This is a genomic window from Desulfuromonas soudanensis, from assembly GCF_001278055.1.
In the GTDB taxonomy this organism is placed as follows: domain Bacteria; phylum Desulfobacterota; class Desulfuromonadia; order Desulfuromonadales; family WTL; genus Deferrimonas; species Deferrimonas soudanensis.
Genome location: NZ_CP010802.1, coordinates 3,204,371 through 3,219,782, shown reverse-complemented (window position 1 = coordinate 3,219,782; position 15,412 = coordinate 3,204,371). Strand labels below are relative to the sequence as shown.

Below are 15,412 nucleotides of genomic sequence, written 5' to 3'. Positions count from 1 at the left end.
GATGGACTCCATGAAAGAACTCATTGAATTCATCGCCAAGTCGCTGGTGGAAAACCCGGAAGCCGTCGTGATCTCCGAAGAGGAGGGCGAGGAGGGGAGCATCCTGATCAAGCTCGCCGCCGCCCAGGAAGATATGGGGCGGATCATCGGCAAGCAGGGGCGCACCGCCAAGGCCATGCGCACGCTTCTCAATGGCAAGGCCACCCGGGAAAACAAGCGCGCCACTCTCCAGATCCTGGAGTGATGAAACCCGAACAGGATCAGCTGCTGGTTTTCGGAGTGGTGGCCGGGACGCACGGGTTGAAAGGCGATCTTAAGGTTCGTCCGTCCTCCGGCGACTCGGATTCCCTTCTCGAGGCCCCGGAGATTTTTCTCCGCCGCGGGACAGAGGTTCCGGTGAGCCATAAGCCGGCCCGGGTTGCTCCCCACAAGGGGAACATCCTTCTGCGCCTGCAGGGACTGGAGAGCATCGAAGCCGTGCAGCCCCTCGTCGGGTGCGAGGTGCTGATGCGCTACGGCGATCTGCCGGATCTGGCCGATGACGAGTTCTACTGGTTCGAGATCGAGGGTTTGACCGTCGTGGATCAAAGCCTGGGGGAGATCGGCATCCTCGAAGATATGTTCTCCACCGCCGCCCACGATATTTACGTGGTGCGCGGCCGCTTCGGCGAGATCCTGATACCCGCCGTCGATGAATTTGTGCTGGGAGTCGATCAGGAGGAGCGCCGGATGACGGTCGACCTCCCCGAAGGGCTCGTTCCGGACGCCGATGAAGTTTGATGTCCTGACCCTTTTTCCCGCCATGATCGAGTCCCCCTTTGCCGACAGTATTCTCGGCAAGGCCGTCGAACGGGGGGTGATCGAGATCAGGGGGCACAACCTGCGGGACTGGGCCGAAGGACGCCACCAGGTGACCGACGACACCCCCTGCGGCGGCGGCGACGGCATGGTCATGAAGGTCGAACCGGTGGCGCGGGCTCTGGCCGATCTGCGGCAGCGCACTCCCGGGACCCGGGTTCTGCTCATGACGCCGCAGGGAAAACGCTTTACCCAGAAGGATGCGAGCGCCCTGAGCCGCGAGGCCGGCCTCGTCTTCGTCTGCGGGCGCTACGAGGGGTTTGACGAGAGGATCCGCACCCTGGTCGACGACGAATACTCCCTGGGGGATTTCATCCTCACCGGGGGGGAACTGGCCGCCATGGTGATGATCGATGCGGTGGCGAGGCTCCTCGACGGCGTCCTCGGCTGCGCCGGAAGCGCCCTCGGCGATTCCTTCTCCGACGGCCTCCTCGAATATCCCCAGTACACGCGGCCGGTGGAGTTTGCCGGCATGCACGTCCCCGATGTTCTCCTCTCGGGGAACCACGGCGAGATCGCCCGCTGGCGCCGCCGGCAGCAGTTGAAGCGGACCCTCGAGCGTCGCCCCGAACTCCTCGAGTCCGCGCCGCTGAGCGCCGCCGACCGGAAGATGCTCGAAGAGCTGCGAAAAGCGGCGCCTGACGCATGATCGGCAGACGGCCTCTGGCTGTAGCTCTGGTGCATCACCCAATCGTCGATCGCCGCGGGGATCTCGTCACCACGGCGGTGACCAATCTCGACATTCACGATATCGCCCGTACCGCCCGCACCTACGGAGTCGCCCGCTACTATGTGGTGACGCCGGTGGCGGAGCAGCTCCTGCTGGTCGATCGCATTCTCCAGCACTGGCGCAGCGGTTTCGGTGCCTCGGCCAACGCCGACCGCAGCGAGGCTCTGAGCCTGGTGCGGAGCGTCGCCACGGTCGAGGACGCCATCGAGGACTGGGGCGCCGAACTCAAGGAAGAGGTGCAGCCGGTGCTCACGGGCGCCAGCCGCCGCGACGGCATCTCCTTTTCCGCCTGCCGGGACCTGTTGTCTGGACGCCCTCTCCTCCTGGTGCTCGGCACCGGGTCGGGGCTGGCCCCGCAACTCTTTTCCCGGGGGTGGCCGGTTCTGGAGCCGATCGCCGGAGGGAGCGACTACAATCATCTGCCGGTACGGGCCGCCGCGGCGATCATCCTCGATCGTCTCCTCGGCAACCGGGAGTAAACAACATTCGGATTATCCCGGCCGGGTTCGGCCGGAGGGGATTTGCGGCTCCGCGGAGCGCGGTGCTGACTGACCAAAAAATACAACGAAACCGGATCGGTATAGAGGAGGAAGAACATGAACATCATCGACGTTTTGGCCATGGAACACATCAGGAAAAATATCCCGGTCTTCAAGGCCGGCGACACCCTTCGCGTGCACGTCAAGATCTCCGAAGGGGACAAACAGCGCATCCAGGTTTATCAGGGCGTGTGCATCAAGCGCTTGAACCGGGGGATCGGCTCCACCTTCACCGTGCGGAAGATTTCCAACGGCTTCGGCGTTGAGCGTATCTTCTCCCTGCACTCCCCGGCCGTCGACAAGATCGAAGTCGTGACCGTCGGCCAGGTGCGCCGCGCCAAGCTCTACTACCTGCGCAACCTGCAGGGGAAAGCCGCCCGCATCCGCGAGAAACGCCGCGCCTGATCGGTTCAAACAAAAAAAAGCCCCGGCGGATGTCCGGGGCTTTTTTTGTTGGTTTCGTAGAATGTAGAATACAGAATATAGAATGTAGAATACAGAAAAGTTCAAATTCTTCGGGCACGATAGAAGAAGTTGAGGGGAACCTCCTTCTGAAATTGCCCGAGCGGAAGAGCCCGGTCCTGTTTTTCTTCTATATTCTGTATTCTTTTCTCAAAAAAAAAGAGGCCCCGTTTTCGTGGGACCTCTCTGCAGTTCTTTTGATCCTTCGATGACGCGGGTCGATCTCAGTGGTGTCCGCCGCCGGCAGACTGCACGACGTGCAGGGCTTTGGTCAGGTAGTAGGACAGGCCGATCACGCCGTAGAGTCCGAGAACCACCCAGCCCCCTCCCTTGAAGGGCGCGCTGAACTCTTTCCAGTCGACCAGAAACCCGAAGTACCCGGCCAGGGCCAAAACGATAATGAATGCGATCATGAACACTCTCCCCCTTTCGACAAAATCGTGATAAAAATCTGTTCATGGATACTATATCAGGCGGCCGCGGAAATCCAGCGGTAATTTCTCGCGGAGGGAGGTCATGACCATGGAATTGTTCGCCATTCCCGAGCTCTCGACCCTGCACTTCGAAGAGCGGGCGGCGTCCCGTGGCCATTCCCGCATCGCCGGGGTCGATGAGGCGGGGCGGGGACCGCTGGCCGGTCCGGTGGTGGCGGCGGCCGTCATCCTCCCCGAGCGCTTCGATCTCCCCGGTCTCGACGATTCGAAAAAACTCTCCCCCCTCGCCCGAAACCGCCTCTTTCCCCTGATCCGCTCCCAGGCTCTGGCCGTCGGGGTCGGGATCGTCTCCGCATCGGAGATCGACCGCGTCAACATCCTGCAGGCGACACTCATGGCGATGGCCCTGGCCGTCGAGCGTCTCCGCCTTCCGGCGGACTACCTGCTGGTCGACGGCATCTTTGCCGTCCCCCTCCCTCTGCCGCAGCTCTCCCTCAAACGGGGGGACTCCCGATCCCTCTCCATTTCCGCCGCCTCGGTGATCGCCAAGGTGGTTCGCGACCGGATGATGGCCGGCTACGAGCGCATCTATCCCGGTTACGGATTTGCCCGGCACAAGGGGTACGGCAGCGCCGCCCACATGGAGGCCATCGCCCGCCTCGGTCCCTCTCCATTGCACCGAAAAACCTTCGGTGGAGTCCGCGAACACCTGAGGGAGCCATGACCGAGGAGCGTCTTTCCCTCGGCCGCTGGGGGGAAGAGGAGGCGGTGCGCTACCTCCGGCGCCAGGGGATGAAGATCCTCGAGCGCAACCTGCGCACCCCGGTGGGGGAGATCGACATCATTGCTCGCCACGGAAAAATCCTCGTTTTCGTCGAAGTCAAGACACGCAAAAGCGACGCCTTCGGAACCCCCCAGGAGGCCGTCGGACCCTTCAAGCAGCGCCAGATTCTTCGCACCGCCCAGTGGTACCTCGGCGACGGCCGCGGGAAGGGGCTGCAGCCGCGCTTCGATGTCATCGCCGTGCGCCCCGCTCCGGAGGGAGCGCGGGTGGAGCATATTCCCGACGCCTTCGGCCTCTGATACTTCTTTTCCCCCGAGGCCGAGGGTTTGCTTTTTGCCGGGAAGGGAATTAGACTGGCGGCGGATAAAAAGGAAGAGGGAAGAAGGAAGAGATAATGCAGAATATAGAATGTAGAATACAGAAGAGAGAAGAGGGAAAATCAAGGCGGGACTTGGATCATCTATGGAAATTCTATGTGATCTCGGTGCCTTGGTGGTAAAAAAGTCTTTTAGCGAGGCGTGCGGAGATTCGCCTCGGCCCGGATACGTCCGACACTCTCCTGGGGGTTGATTCTATGAACAGCAATCTTTCCGACTACGGCCTGTTGCGTCTCGGAGTGGTCTCTCCGGAGCTGCGGGTGGCCGACGTCGCCTTCAATCTTGAGGCCATCCGCGGCGCCGTGACGGAAGCCTCCGAGGCTGGCGCCCGTCTCCTCGTCTTTCCCGAACTCTGTCTCACCAGCTACACCTGCGGCGATCTCTTCTTTCAGCCGCTTCTTATCGAGGCCGCGCGCGAGGCCCTTTTTTCCCTCGCCGAGGTGACCGCGGCAGTCCCGGTCGCTCTGGCGGTCGGCGCCCCCGTCGCCCTCGGAGGGCGGCTCTTCAACTGCGCAGTCTTCATCGCCGGGGGGAAAATTCACGGCATCGTCCCCAAGACCTTTCTCCCCAATACCCAGGAATTCTACGAGGAGCGCTGGTTCTCCAGCGCCGCCGACGTAGCCGACACCGAGTTGTCGTGGCGGGGGGAGAAAATTCCCTTCGGCTCCGATCTCCTCTTTGCCGCCGAAGGGTTTTCCGATCTTCTGGTGGGGATCGAGATCTGTGAAGATCTCTGGGCGGTGAGTCCGCCGAGCGGGCGCCTCGCTCTTTGCGGCGCGACCCTCCTGGTCAACCTCTCGGCCAGCCCCGAGATCCTCGGCAAGCAGGAATACCGGCGGGCGCTGGTTCAGGCTCAGTCGGCGCGCTGCCTGGCGGCCTACGCCTACGCCTCGGCGGGCCCCGGGGAGTCGAGTACCGACCTTGTTTACTCAGGACATTGCCTCGTCGCCGAAAACGGCGTCGTCCTCGCCGAGACCGAGCGCTTCCAGTTTGCCACGCGCATGGCCCTGGCCGACATCGACATCGAACGTCTGGTCAATGAGCGGCGAAGGAACAACACCTTCGCCGCCGCGGCGGCAGGAAGCGCCCCCTGCCGGGAAATCCACTTTCCCCTCGGGGAGACTCCCCTTGCCGGCGGCCTGCTGCGACCGGTCCCGGAGGCACCCTTCGTCCCCGGAGAGGATCAGGAACGGGCCGGGCGCTGCCGGGAGATCTTCGCCCTGCAGACCACCGGGCTCGCCCGGCGCCTCCTCCATGCCGGCTGCGGCAAGGCGGTGATCGGCGTCTCCGGCGGCCTCGATTCGACCCTGGCCCTCCTGGTCACGGTGCGGGCCTTCGACAAGCTGGGGCTTTCCCGCGAGGGGATCGTCGCCCTGACCCTGCCGGGTTTCGGCACCACGGTCCGCACCCGGGGGAACGCCGAGCGCCTGGCCCCCCTTCTCGGCGTGACCCTGCGGGTGATCCCCATCGACGGGGCGGTGCGCCGTCACTTCGAGGACATCGGCCATCTCGAGTCTCAACACGACATCACCTACGAAAACGCCCAGGCCAGGGAGCGGACCCAGATCCTCATGGACGTCGCCAACCAGGTCGGCGGCCTGGTGGTCGGCACCGGCGATCTCTCCGAGCTGGCCCTCGGTTGGTGCACCTACAACGCCGATCACATGTCGATGTACGGCGTCAACGCCGGCGTCCCGAAAACGTTGGTCCGCTACCTGGTCGCCTGGTGCGCCGAGAGCGAGTTTTCCGGCGAGACGGCGAATATCCTCGCCGACGTCTGCGCCACCCCCGTCTCTCCCGAGCTTCTCCCCCCCGACGAAAACGGCGAGATCGGCCAGATCACCGAGGACCATGTCGGCCCCTATCTCCTCCACGACTTTTTTCTCTATCACGCCGTCCGCCTCCAGTTCCGGCCGAAAAAGATCGCCTTTCTTGCCGGGATCGCCTTTGCCGGCCGCTATGACGAGGGGGAAATCCTGCGCTGGCTCGAACACTTCTATCGCCGCTTTTTCTCCCAGCAGTTCAAGCGCTCCTGCCTCCCCGACGGCCCCAAGGTCGGCAGCGTCGCCCTCTCCCCCCGGGGGGACTGGCGGATGCCGAGCGACGCCAGCGTCGCCCTGTGGCTGCAGGACCTCGCTTCGCTGCAGCAGGAAAGGGGTAAGAAATGAGCGGCGTCAAAGGGGGGACTCTCTATCTGGTCTCCACCCCCATCGGCAACCTCGAGGATCTCACCTTCCGGGCGCTGCGCGTCCTCAAGGAGGTCGACCTGGTCGCCGCCGAGGACACCCGCCACAGCCGCAAGCTCTTCAACCACTACGGGATCACCACCTCCCTCACCTCCTACTTCGAGCACAACGAGGGGGAAAAGGGGGCGCGGCTCATCGAGGCGCTGCAGCAGGGAAAGTCGGTGGCACTGATTTCCGACGCCGGAACCCCGGCGATCTCCGATCCCGGCTATCTCCTCGTCTCCCGCTGCCGCGATCTGGGGATCGAGGTCTGCGCCGTCCCCGGACCCTCGGCGACGGTGGCCGCCCTCTCCATCTCCGGGCTGCCGGTGGAGCGCTTCGCCTTCGAGGGGTTTCTCCCCCCCCGCAGCGCCGCCCGGCGCGCGGCCTTTGCCCTGCTGCGCAGCGAGCGGCGCACCACCCTCTACTACGAGGGGCCGCACCGGCTCCTGGCGGCCTTGAAGGATCTGCAGCTCGAAGTCGGGGAGACGCGGCTCATCGCCGTGGCGCGGGAGCTGACGAAGATGCACGAGGAGCTCTTTCGCGGCACGGTGGCCGAGGCCCTGGACCATTTCGGCAGGGAGCGGGTGCGGGGGGAGATCGTACTGCTGGTGGGGCCGGCCCCGGAGGAAAAGCCTGCGGGGACGGTGCGCGAAGCGCTGCTGAAAAGGAGGCAGGAGTGTGATCTGCCGATGCGCCAGATCGTCAAGGAGGTGGCCAAGGAGTTCGGCCTCTCCGGAAGCGAAGTCTACCGGGTGAGCCTCGAACTCGACGGGGAAGGGGACTGACTCCCTTTTGGGCGTCGTCTCAGCGGTGGACCTCGAAGGAGTCGAACTCGCCGCGAAAATCCTCCCAGTCGATGAGGAGTTCGTCGACCTGGGCGGCGGCCGGGCCGCTGCGGCACCAGTCGATGACCGCCTGCACCGCGCTCTGCGTCCCTTCGAAGAGGGCCTCGACGTCGCCGTCGGGGAGATTGCGCACCCAGCCGGTGATGCCGTGCTGGCAGGCGGTGCGCTGGGTGAAATAACGGAAGTTGACCCCCTGAACCCGCCCCTTGATCCGGACCGTCGCCCTGACAGATTTCATGTTGTTTCCTCTTAATAAGCTTTAATAGCGAGATTAGTCTATTAATTTGCCAGTTTTGAGAAAGTTTACGAATTTTGTTTGAGTGCTTTTTTGAGTTTCAGCCAAGACTAAGCCGTCGCCGCTGTTGGTTTTGTAGAAAACTTTAAATTCTACAGCACCATCTATGAAGTCGCCATTATCGTTAAGCTTGCAAGGTGTAGCTGATATGATTTGACAGGCTACGCTAATTTTTTTAATAGCTTTCTGCCAAATATCCTCATAGGCAGCTTTGTTGTTATAGAATACATTGCCAACTGAGAAGCAAAAGTAGGGGCCTTGAGTCCAAACGAAATACGATATTTTGTTTTTCTTTCGTTCAGAAAGGCTTATGTCAAGTTCATTACGGTAATGTTCGCCAATAGCCATGAACCAACCCTTTGCATACCCGCCTTCAAATTCTGCAATAAGTTTTTCAGGTCTGCTCTGTCTCTTCATCGTTTTGTCCAGTCTTGAGATTTTCCAAGTAATCTACCCACTGTTTTTCCGTCAATGTCCGAATTTCAAGTTTTTTGGCTTTTTCCAATTTGCTGCCAGCGCCTGGACCAGCGACTACAATATCTGTTCCTTTTGAGACAGATGTTGAGATGGTCGCTCCCAAGTTTTTTGCGCCATTTTCTGCTTCGTCTCTTGACATGGATTCAAGGCTGCCTGTAAAGACAATCCTCTTGCCTTGAAGTGGGAGGTTTAAAGCTGGTTGTGAAATTTTTTGGATTTCGACAATATGAATTAGTTTATTGATTTCATCGTAGTTAGAGGGGTTATCAAAAAAATCTAAGATAGCACTGACTGCCTTAGGGCCAATACCTTCAGTTCTGAGGAGGTCATTGTGCTCTTTTGTGGAATTTGTAATGGTTCTTTTGATGATATCTAATAGATGCTCGATGGATTTGTATTTTTCTGCTAATATATTAGCTGATGTTTTGCCAATGCCCCTTATGCCTAATGAGTAAATAAAGCAACTAAGAGAAACAGATTTGCTTTTTTGAATTGATTCAAAAAGATTGTTAGCAGACTTTTTACCCCACCCGGTTCTTTCTTCAAGTGGAATGATCCCTTGGGGTGTGTGGTCAAATAAAGACTTTTGGGGTGAAAGCTTTTGTTCAAGATAAAAAATGTCTGATGGTCTCTTTATAAGTCCTTCAGAGTGAAAAATTTTTATGTGCGATTCGCCGAGGCCATCTATGTCAAAGGCCCCCTTTGAGACGAAGTGCTTGAGGGTCTCTATTGATTGAGAGGAACATGTTAGCCCGCCCGTACAGTACCAATTGACGTCCCCATGCTCCTGATGAATTTTACTCCCACATGTAGGGCATTGGGTTGGGGGGGTATATGGTTCCGAATTCGCAAGTCTTTTCTCGAGTACCGCTGAAACAACTTGAGGGATTACATCTCCGGCCCGTTCAACTATTACTTGATCACCTTTTCGGACATCTAGTCTCTTTAAATGGTCAAAGTTGTGTAGGCTTGCACGGGAGATTGTTACCCCGCTTACCCTAACGGGTTTCAATATAGCGACTGGTGTGACTGAGCCGGTTCGACCTATTTGAACATCTATGTCTTCGAGCTCGGTCTCTTCACTTCTTGCAGGGAATTTGTAAGCTATGGCCCATATTGGAGCTCTAGATGTTGTTCCTAATTGGTTCTGTACTTCGGAATTGTTGATCTTTATGACAAGGCCATCTATTTCAAATTCGAGAACATCTCTAAGCTCGGTTAGTTCTTTGTAAAAAGTGATAGCATCTTTAATGTTTTTAACAACTTTTGTCCCCTTGGTATTTACTGGTAGACCCAGTGAACTTAGCCTTTGCAGAAGTTCAAAATGACTTTTTGGTTTATCCCATTCCGCTTTGCCAATGCCATAACTAAAAAAATTTAAAGGGCGTTTTGCGGTTTCGCTTGAGTCGAGTTGTTTCAAGCTACCTGCAGCAGCATTTCTTGGATTCGCGAAAGTTGGTTGGCCATTTTTGGTGCGTTCTCGGTTGAGATCTTCAAAATCCTTTGTGTGTATAAACACCTCACCGCGAACTTCTAAAAACGAAGGATATGGATACTTTAGCACGAGGGGTATGGCGTTAATTGTTTTTATGTTTTCTGTGATTACTTCTCCGTTAATGCCATCGCCCCGCGTTGAGGCCAAAATCAGTTTACCAAGTTGATATGTTAGTTCGACTGCCACCCCATCGATTTTCATCTCACAAATATATTCAAAATTGCTGTGGGATGTTTTCAGTTTGTTTTTGATTTTTTTTTCAAAGTTTTGCAGGTCGCCCTCATCTTTCGCGTTGTCAAGTGAGAGCATCGGCCTTTCGCGGTGGATAATCTCGAACTTTTCCAAGGGGGTGGCTCCGACCCGCTGGGACGGGGAGTCGGGGGTGGCCAGTTCTGGGAAGCCCCTTTCCAAATCGAGCAGCTCGCGGAAGAGCCGGTCGTACTCGGCGTCGGTGATTTCCGGGGTGTCAAGGACGTAATACAGATGGTTGTGACGGTGGAGTTGGCGGCACAGCTCTTCATGGCGTGTTCTGGCCTGTATCGGGTCCATGGTCGGTCCTTTTGAGTCGGTCTGTCGAGGGGGAATAGTCGTGTGCCTCTATTACAGCGCCTTATATCACAGAGGAGGGTGATCATTCAATTACGGCGGCGCCAACTCCGTTGTATTCTTGCGGTCCTTGGGTTAAACTCCAGCCGTTTGCAGATCGTTTCTGGAGAATAACCTATGACCGATGACCAACTGCTGCACCTCCTCGGCCTCGCCGTGCTGTTCGTGCTTTCCGCCTTTTTTTCCGGTTCCGAAACCGCACTTCTGAGCATCGACAAGTTGCGGGTCGCCTATCTGGTGGAGAAAAGGCACCGTGGCGCCGATCTCCTTAACGTGCTGCTCAAACACCCCGATCGCCTGCTGGGGACGATCCTCGTCGGCAACAACCTGGTGAACATCGCCGCCTCGGTCTACGCGACCTCCTTTCTCGTCGGCCTCTACGGGGCGCGGGGGGAGATCCTCACCATCCTGATTCTGACCCCTCTGCTGCTGATTTTCTCCGAAGTCTGCCCCAAGACCTACTCCGCCCGCTACCCGGAAAAGGTCTCCTTCGCCGTACTGCGTCCCATCTATCTCTTCATGGGACTCTTGACCCCCGTCGTCTGGGTGGTGACGGGGCTTTCGCGGCTCCTGACCCATTTCATCAAGGGGGAGGAGGCGCGCCCCATCATCTCAGAGGACGAGATCCGCTCCATGATCACCGTCGGCGAAAAGACCGGGGTTGTGGCCAAGGAACAACGGCGCATGCTCCACGGCGTCTTCGAACTCTCCCAGATCCGGGTGCGCGACGTCATGATCCCCCGCACCGAGATGGTCGGCATCGAGGTCGGCAGCACCTTCGCCGAGACCCTGATGCTGGTTCAGCAGGCTCACCACTCCCGCTTCCCGGTCTACGAGGGGGACTTCGACCGCCTGATCGGCATCATCCATTCCAAGGACATTCTCAATTTTGTCGGCTGTCCCGAGGGGTTCTCCCTGCGCGACATCGTCCGTCCCCCCTATTTCGTCCCGGAATCGAAACGGATCGAGACCCTTCTGCAGTCCTTTCGCCGCAAGCGGGTCCATATGGCGGTGGTGGTCGACGAATATGGGGGAGTCGAGGGGATCGTCACCCTTGAGGATATCTTTGAGGAGATCGTCGGCGAGATTCAGGATGAATACGATGTGGAGGAAGTCCTCTTCCGCGAGATCGCTCCCCGTCACTATCTGGTGGACGGCAGCGCCTCCCTGCGCACCATCAACCGCCGCTTCGGCATCCACCTCACCGAGGAGCATTCCAATACCCTCGCCGGCTTTCTGCTGCGGACCCTGGGGAGGATTCCCCAGGAGGGAGAGAGCTGCGAGTCGGCAGGAACCGTCTTCACCGTGCGCAAGGTCCTCGACCGCCGGGTGGAGGAGATCGAGATGATCCTGCCGGAACCCCCCCTTTCCGGGTAGGCATCCTACCTCCTCATGGGTTTCACCTCACCAAGCCCCCTCCCCAGGGGGCTTTTTTTCGTCTGTGTCGGGAATCTAAGTCCCTGGAAAACGGGAAATCTCCTTGACAAGGGTAAGGGGCGTCGCTATAGTTTCCCCAAAAAGTGTAAAAGTGTGTAAATTAGGGACAAGAGAAGCGATGAAATTCCAGGGCGCCTACAACAATTCCATCGATCTCAAGGGGCGGGCCAGCATCCCGGCGCGCTTCCGCGAGGAGTTGAGCCGCGTCTGCGGCGACGAGCGCCTGATGGTCACCCAGAACAAGGGGGGACTGGTAGCCTACCCGATGCCGGAGTGGGAAAAAATAATGAGCAATGTCGAGGCTCTCGACCCGGGACAGAAGCGGGACGACATCTATTTGTCGCTCATTTCTCCGGCTACCGAATGCAGCTTCGACAAGGTCGGCCGCATCCAGCTCTCCCAGTCCCACCGCGACTACGCCGGTCTGGAGAGTGAGATCCGCGAGATCGTGGTGGTCGGGATGGCCGGCAAGATCATGATCTGGAGCAAGTCCAAGCACGCCGAAATTCGGGCGCAGGCCGAAAGCCGTCTCGATGCCGATCCGCAAACCCTTGCCGATATTGGATTCTGATCCTTGGAAGACGGCCAATTCCAACATAGCCCGGTGCTGCCGGAGGAGGTCCTTTCCCTGCTGGCACCACGCCCCGGGGGGATCTATCTTGACGGGACCGTCGGCGGCGGCGGCCATTCCCGGCTGATTCTCGAGGCATCCGACCCCGATGGCCGTCTCATCGGCCTCGACAGGGATCCCGAGGCCCTGAAAAAGGCCGCCGAGGTCCTGGCTCCCTTCGGTGCGCGGGCGGTGCTGCGGCACAGCAATTTCTCCGAGGCGACGGAGGTCCTGAAGGCGTTGGAGATCGACGCCGTGGACGGGATCCTTTTCGATCTCGGCGTTTCCTCCCATCAGCTCGATGCCGGCAGCCGGGGCTTTTCCTTTCGCAGTGAAGCCCCTCTCGACATGCGCATGGACCAGACGCGCGGTGTGACCGCCGCCGAGGTTCTGGCCGGCAGCTCCGCCGAAGAGCTGGCGCGGATCTTTTTCGAATACGGCGAAGAGCGGTACGGCCGGCGCATCGCCAAGCGCATCGTTCAGGTTCGCAGCGAGACGCCGATTCTCACCACGCTCCAGCTGGCGGACCTGGTCCGGGATGCGATCCCCGGCGGCAACGTTCCGTCGCGGATCCACCCGGCGACCCGGGTCTTTCAGGCGCTGAGGATCCATGTCAATGAGGAGCTCGATCATGTCGCCCTCGGGGTGACCCGGGCCCTGGACCTCCTCCGGCCCGGTGGGCACCTGGCGGTGATCAGCTTTCATTCGCTGGAAGACCGGATCGTCAAACGGATTTTTCGGGAGGAGTCCAAGGGGTGCATCTGCCCCCCACGCCTGCCGATCTGCACCTGCGGCCACCAGCCGCGGGTCGAACTCCTCACCCGCAAGGGGATTCGGGCCTCGGCCGCCGAAGTCGAGGTCAATCCCCGCTCCCGGAGCGCAGTTCTCCGGGGCGTGCGGCGCTGCTGATAAAATTTTTCTCCCGCTGGGGAGGTAAGGAGGATAGCATGTCGGATACTATTTTAGGGGGAATCCCCAAGATCAACGGATTTGCACTGCAGAGGCCCCGTCTCCTTCCTCTCCTCGCCTTCGTCACCGTCCTCCTGGCTGTCTCCCTCTTTTTCGTCTGGTCCCGGCTGCAGGTGGTTCACCTGGAGTATGATATTTCGAGCATCGAAGCGCAGCTGCGGATCGTGGATCAGGAATCCCAGCGTCTGCGTCTCGAGGCCGCCAGCCTGCGTTCACCGGGGCGCATCGAGACGGTCGCCCGCAACGAACTGGGGCTGCGTCTTCCGACGCCCGAGCAGGTGATTACCGTCAACTGATGGAAACGCTGGAGAAGTGGGTCCGCATCCGCATCCGCCTGGTCGGCATCTGCTTCATCCTGATCTTTGTCCTTATCACCCTGAGAGCCTTTCAGCTCCAGGTCCTCAACCAGGAGGAGTGGCAGAAGCGGGCCGAGCGGCAGCACCAGAAAAACATCCCCCTCATGCCCCAGAGGGGAACGATCTACGACAGTCACGGCGAGGAGATGGCCTTGAGCGTCGAGATGGATTCCATCTTTGTCGAACCGGCAAAGGTTGTCGAACCCGAAAGGGCGGCGCGGGAGTTGGCGAGCGCTCTCTCCCTGCCGGTGGCGACAATCCGGGCGCGCCTCACGTCGAAAAAGAACTTTCTCTGGCTCAAGCGCAAGGCCTCCCTTCGCGAGAGCGACCGGGTCCGGTCCCTCGGTTTGGCCGGTATCGGCTTCACCAAGGAACATCGCCGTTTTTACCCCAATTCGGAAATCGGCGCCCAGGTGATCGGCTTCACCGGGCTCGATCCCGAAGGCCTCGAGGGGGTCGAACTCCAGTACGACTCGGTCATGCTCGGCCAGGGCGGGTACCTGGTGATGGAACAGGACGCTCTCGGACGGAGGATGGGCTCCGGCGATGCCGTCGTCCGCGGCGAACGCCGCGGCAGCGACCTTTACCTGACCCTCGACCGCAACCTGCAGTACATCGCCGAGAAGGAACTGGCGGTCGGGGTTAAAAATGCCGGAGCCAAGGCGGGAACCATCGTCGTCCTCGACCCGTCCAGCGGCCGGGTTCTGGCCATGGCCAGTCAGCCTGACTACAACCCCAACGCCTTCAACCGCTACCGTCCGGAGCAGTGGCGCAATCGCGCCCTCTGCGATACCTTCGAACCCGGATCGACCTTCAAGATTTTCCTGGCGGCGGCCGCTCTCAACGAAGGGGTTATCGGCCCGACGGAGAAGATCTACTGCGAAAAGGGTGACTACGCCGTCGGGGGGCGGGTCGTCCATGACCACCGGGGCTACGGATATCTCAACCTCACCGAGATTCTCAAGTTCAGCTCCAATATCGGTATTGCCAAGGTCGGCAAGGCCTTGGAACGGGAGAATCTCTTCCGTTATCTCAGCGATTTCGGCTTTGGACGGCGCACCGAGATCGATTTGCCGGGCGAGGTCAGCGGTATGATGCGCAAGCCGTCCCAGTGGTTCGAGTTCGACCTGGCGGCCATCTCCTTCGGCCAGGGGGTCTCCGTCACCCCCCTGCAGTTGGCTGCGGCGACGGCCGTTATCGCCAACGGCGGCAATCTCATGGCGCCCTACGTCGTCGAGAAGGTTGTCGACGGCTATGGGCAAACGGTTCAGAACCGGACCGCCAAGGTCGTGCGCCGCGTCCTCTCTCCCGAGGTCGCCGCCCGGATGAGGGCGATGCTGATCGAGACCACCGAGGAAGGGGGGACCGGAACCCTGGCGACGGTCCCCGGATACCAGGTGGCGGGGAAGACCGGAACGGCCCAGAAGGTCGATCCGGTCACCGGAGGGTACTCGGTGGACAAGCGGGTTTCTTCCTTTGTCGGCTTCGTCCCCGCAGACGATCCGAAACTGGTGATTCTGGTGGTGATCGACGAGCCGGAGGGGACAACCTACGGCGGGGTCGTGGCTGCACCGGTCTTTTCCCGGGTGGCCGGCCAGTCCCTGAGTTATCTGAAAATCCTCCCGAATCAACAGGCGAGGAAACCGTCCCTGCCGCCGATCTCCGAGTCGGCAGGGATCGTTTCCCTTCCGCCGCTGATGAAGGGAGAGAACGGCAACCGGGAGGGGGGGGCGCCGACGATGCCCGAATTCCGCGGAATGAGCTACCGCCAGGTGCTGCAGACCATGGAACGCGCCGGTGTGAACATCAAGCTCACGGGGACAGGGCGGGTCGTCGAACAGTCGCCGGCAGCCGGAGAGGCGATCCGTTACAGCAGTCCGGTGTGGGTCAGGCTCGGACCGCCAAGCTGA

18 protein-coding genes are annotated in these 15,412 nt (G+C 59.7%); 14 read left to right on the top strand and 4 right to left on the bottom strand.

The window, feature by feature from the left end; genetic code table 11:
- Positions 1–10 precede the first annotated feature (10 nt).
- From DSOUD_RS14435 to rplS, 5 genes are all read left to right on the top strand, one after another.
- A complete protein-coding gene (locus tag DSOUD_RS14435; RefSeq protein ID WP_053551670.1) occupies positions 11–244 on the top strand; it encodes a KH domain-containing protein in 234 nt (77 codons plus the stop codon).
- Positions 244–780, top strand: a complete 537-nt coding sequence (rimM, locus tag DSOUD_RS14430) for a ribosome maturation factor RimM (protein ID WP_053551669.1) — start codon at positions 244–246, stop codon at positions 778–780. Before DSOUD_RS14435 ends, rimM begins: the two co-directional genes overlap by 1 nt.
- Positions 770–1,507: a tRNA (guanosine(37)-N1)-methyltransferase TrmD gene (gene trmD, locus DSOUD_RS14425; protein WP_053551668.1), complete on the top strand. Its 738-nt coding sequence runs from the start codon at positions 770–772 to the stop codon at positions 1,505–1,507. The genes rimM and trmD overlap by 11 nt, the downstream gene beginning before the upstream one ends.
- A complete protein-coding gene (locus DSOUD_RS14420) occupies positions 1,504–2,067 on the top strand; it encodes an RNA methyltransferase (protein ID WP_053551667.1) in 564 nt (187 codons plus the stop codon). The genes trmD and DSOUD_RS14420 overlap by 4 nt, the downstream gene beginning before the upstream one ends.
- Positions 2,068–2,184: 117 nt before the next feature.
- Positions 2,185–2,532 (top strand): 50S ribosomal protein L19, encoded by a 348-nt coding sequence (gene rplS / locus DSOUD_RS14415; protein ID WP_053551666.1) that lies wholly within the window; start codon positions 2,185–2,187, stop codon positions 2,530–2,532.
- Between the two features lie 281 nt (positions 2,533–2,813).
- Here rplS and DSOUD_RS14410 read toward each other — a convergent pair whose 3' ends face one another.
- Positions 2,814–3,002, bottom strand: coding sequence for a hypothetical protein (locus DSOUD_RS14410; protein WP_053551665.1), 189 nt, complete (start codon positions 3,000–3,002; stop codon positions 2,814–2,816).
- Between the two features lie 103 nt (positions 3,003–3,105).
- On the opposite strand from DSOUD_RS14410, the gene DSOUD_RS14405 reads away from it, so the two are divergent.
- From DSOUD_RS14405 to rsmI, 4 genes are all read left to right on the top strand, one after another.
- Entirely contained in the window at positions 3,106–3,747 is a 642-nt protein-coding gene (locus DSOUD_RS14405; protein WP_053551664.1) for a ribonuclease HII, read from the top strand.
- Positions 3,744–4,106, top strand: coding sequence for a YraN family protein (locus DSOUD_RS14400; protein WP_053551663.1), 363 nt, complete (start codon positions 3,744–3,746; stop codon positions 4,104–4,106). The genes DSOUD_RS14405 and DSOUD_RS14400 overlap by 4 nt, the downstream gene beginning before the upstream one ends.
- Before the next feature lie 275 nt (positions 4,107–4,381).
- Positions 4,382–6,352, top strand: coding sequence for an NAD(+) synthase (locus tag DSOUD_RS14395; protein ID WP_053551662.1), 1,971 nt, complete (start codon positions 4,382–4,384; stop codon positions 6,350–6,352).
- Complete coding sequence (gene rsmI, locus DSOUD_RS14390; RefSeq protein ID WP_053551661.1) at positions 6,349–7,197, top strand: 16S rRNA (cytidine(1402)-2'-O)-methyltransferase; 849 nt, start codon at positions 6,349–6,351, stop codon at positions 7,195–7,197. The genes DSOUD_RS14395 and rsmI overlap by 4 nt, the downstream gene beginning before the upstream one ends.
- A gap of 19 nt (positions 7,198–7,216) precedes the next feature.
- On the opposite strand, the gene DSOUD_RS14385 is transcribed toward rsmI, so the two are convergent.
- Genes DSOUD_RS14385 through ligA form a run of 3 tightly spaced genes read right to left on the bottom strand, consistent with a single transcriptional unit; the run spans position 7,217 to position 10,073 of the window.
- Positions 7,217–7,495 (bottom strand): acylphosphatase, encoded by a 279-nt coding sequence (locus tag DSOUD_RS14385; RefSeq protein ID WP_053551660.1) that lies wholly within the window; start codon positions 7,493–7,495, stop codon positions 7,217–7,219.
- A 33-nt stretch (positions 7,496–7,528) separates the two neighbouring features.
- A complete protein-coding gene (locus DSOUD_RS14380; protein ID WP_157671886.1) occupies positions 7,529–7,969 on the bottom strand; it encodes a hypothetical protein in 441 nt (146 codons plus the stop codon).
- A complete protein-coding gene (gene ligA, locus DSOUD_RS14375) occupies positions 7,947–10,073 on the bottom strand; it encodes an NAD-dependent DNA ligase LigA (RefSeq protein ID WP_053551658.1) in 2,127 nt (708 codons plus the stop codon). The genes DSOUD_RS14380 and ligA overlap by 23 nt, the downstream gene beginning before the upstream one ends.
- Positions 10,074–10,247: 174 nt before the next feature.
- Between ligA and DSOUD_RS14370 the strand changes: the two genes are divergently transcribed.
- The 5 genes from DSOUD_RS14370 (at position 10,248) to DSOUD_RS14350 (ending at position 15,412) form a co-directional block, all read left to right on the top strand.
- Positions 10,248–11,507, top strand: coding sequence for an HlyC/CorC family transporter (locus DSOUD_RS14370; RefSeq protein ID WP_053551657.1), 1,260 nt, complete (start codon positions 10,248–10,250; stop codon positions 11,505–11,507).
- A 178-nt stretch (positions 11,508–11,685) separates the two neighbouring features.
- Entirely contained in the window at positions 11,686–12,138 is a 453-nt protein-coding gene (locus tag DSOUD_RS14365; RefSeq protein ID WP_053551656.1) for a division/cell wall cluster transcriptional repressor MraZ, read from the top strand.
- A gap of 3 nt (positions 12,139–12,141) precedes the next feature.
- A complete protein-coding gene (gene rsmH / locus DSOUD_RS14360; RefSeq protein ID WP_053551655.1) occupies positions 12,142–13,086 on the top strand; it encodes a 16S rRNA (cytosine(1402)-N(4))-methyltransferase RsmH in 945 nt (314 codons plus the stop codon).
- A gap of 38 nt (positions 13,087–13,124) precedes the next feature.
- Positions 13,125–13,442 carry a cell division protein FtsL gene (gene ftsL, locus DSOUD_RS14355; protein ID WP_082351295.1) on the top strand — a complete coding sequence of 106 codons (318 nt, stop codon included), beginning with the start codon at positions 13,125–13,127 and terminating at the stop codon, positions 13,440–13,442.
- Positions 13,442–15,412 (top strand): penicillin-binding protein, encoded by a 1,971-nt coding sequence (locus DSOUD_RS14350; RefSeq protein WP_053551654.1) that lies wholly within the window; start codon positions 13,442–13,444, stop codon positions 15,410–15,412. Before ftsL ends, DSOUD_RS14350 begins: the two co-directional genes overlap by 1 nt.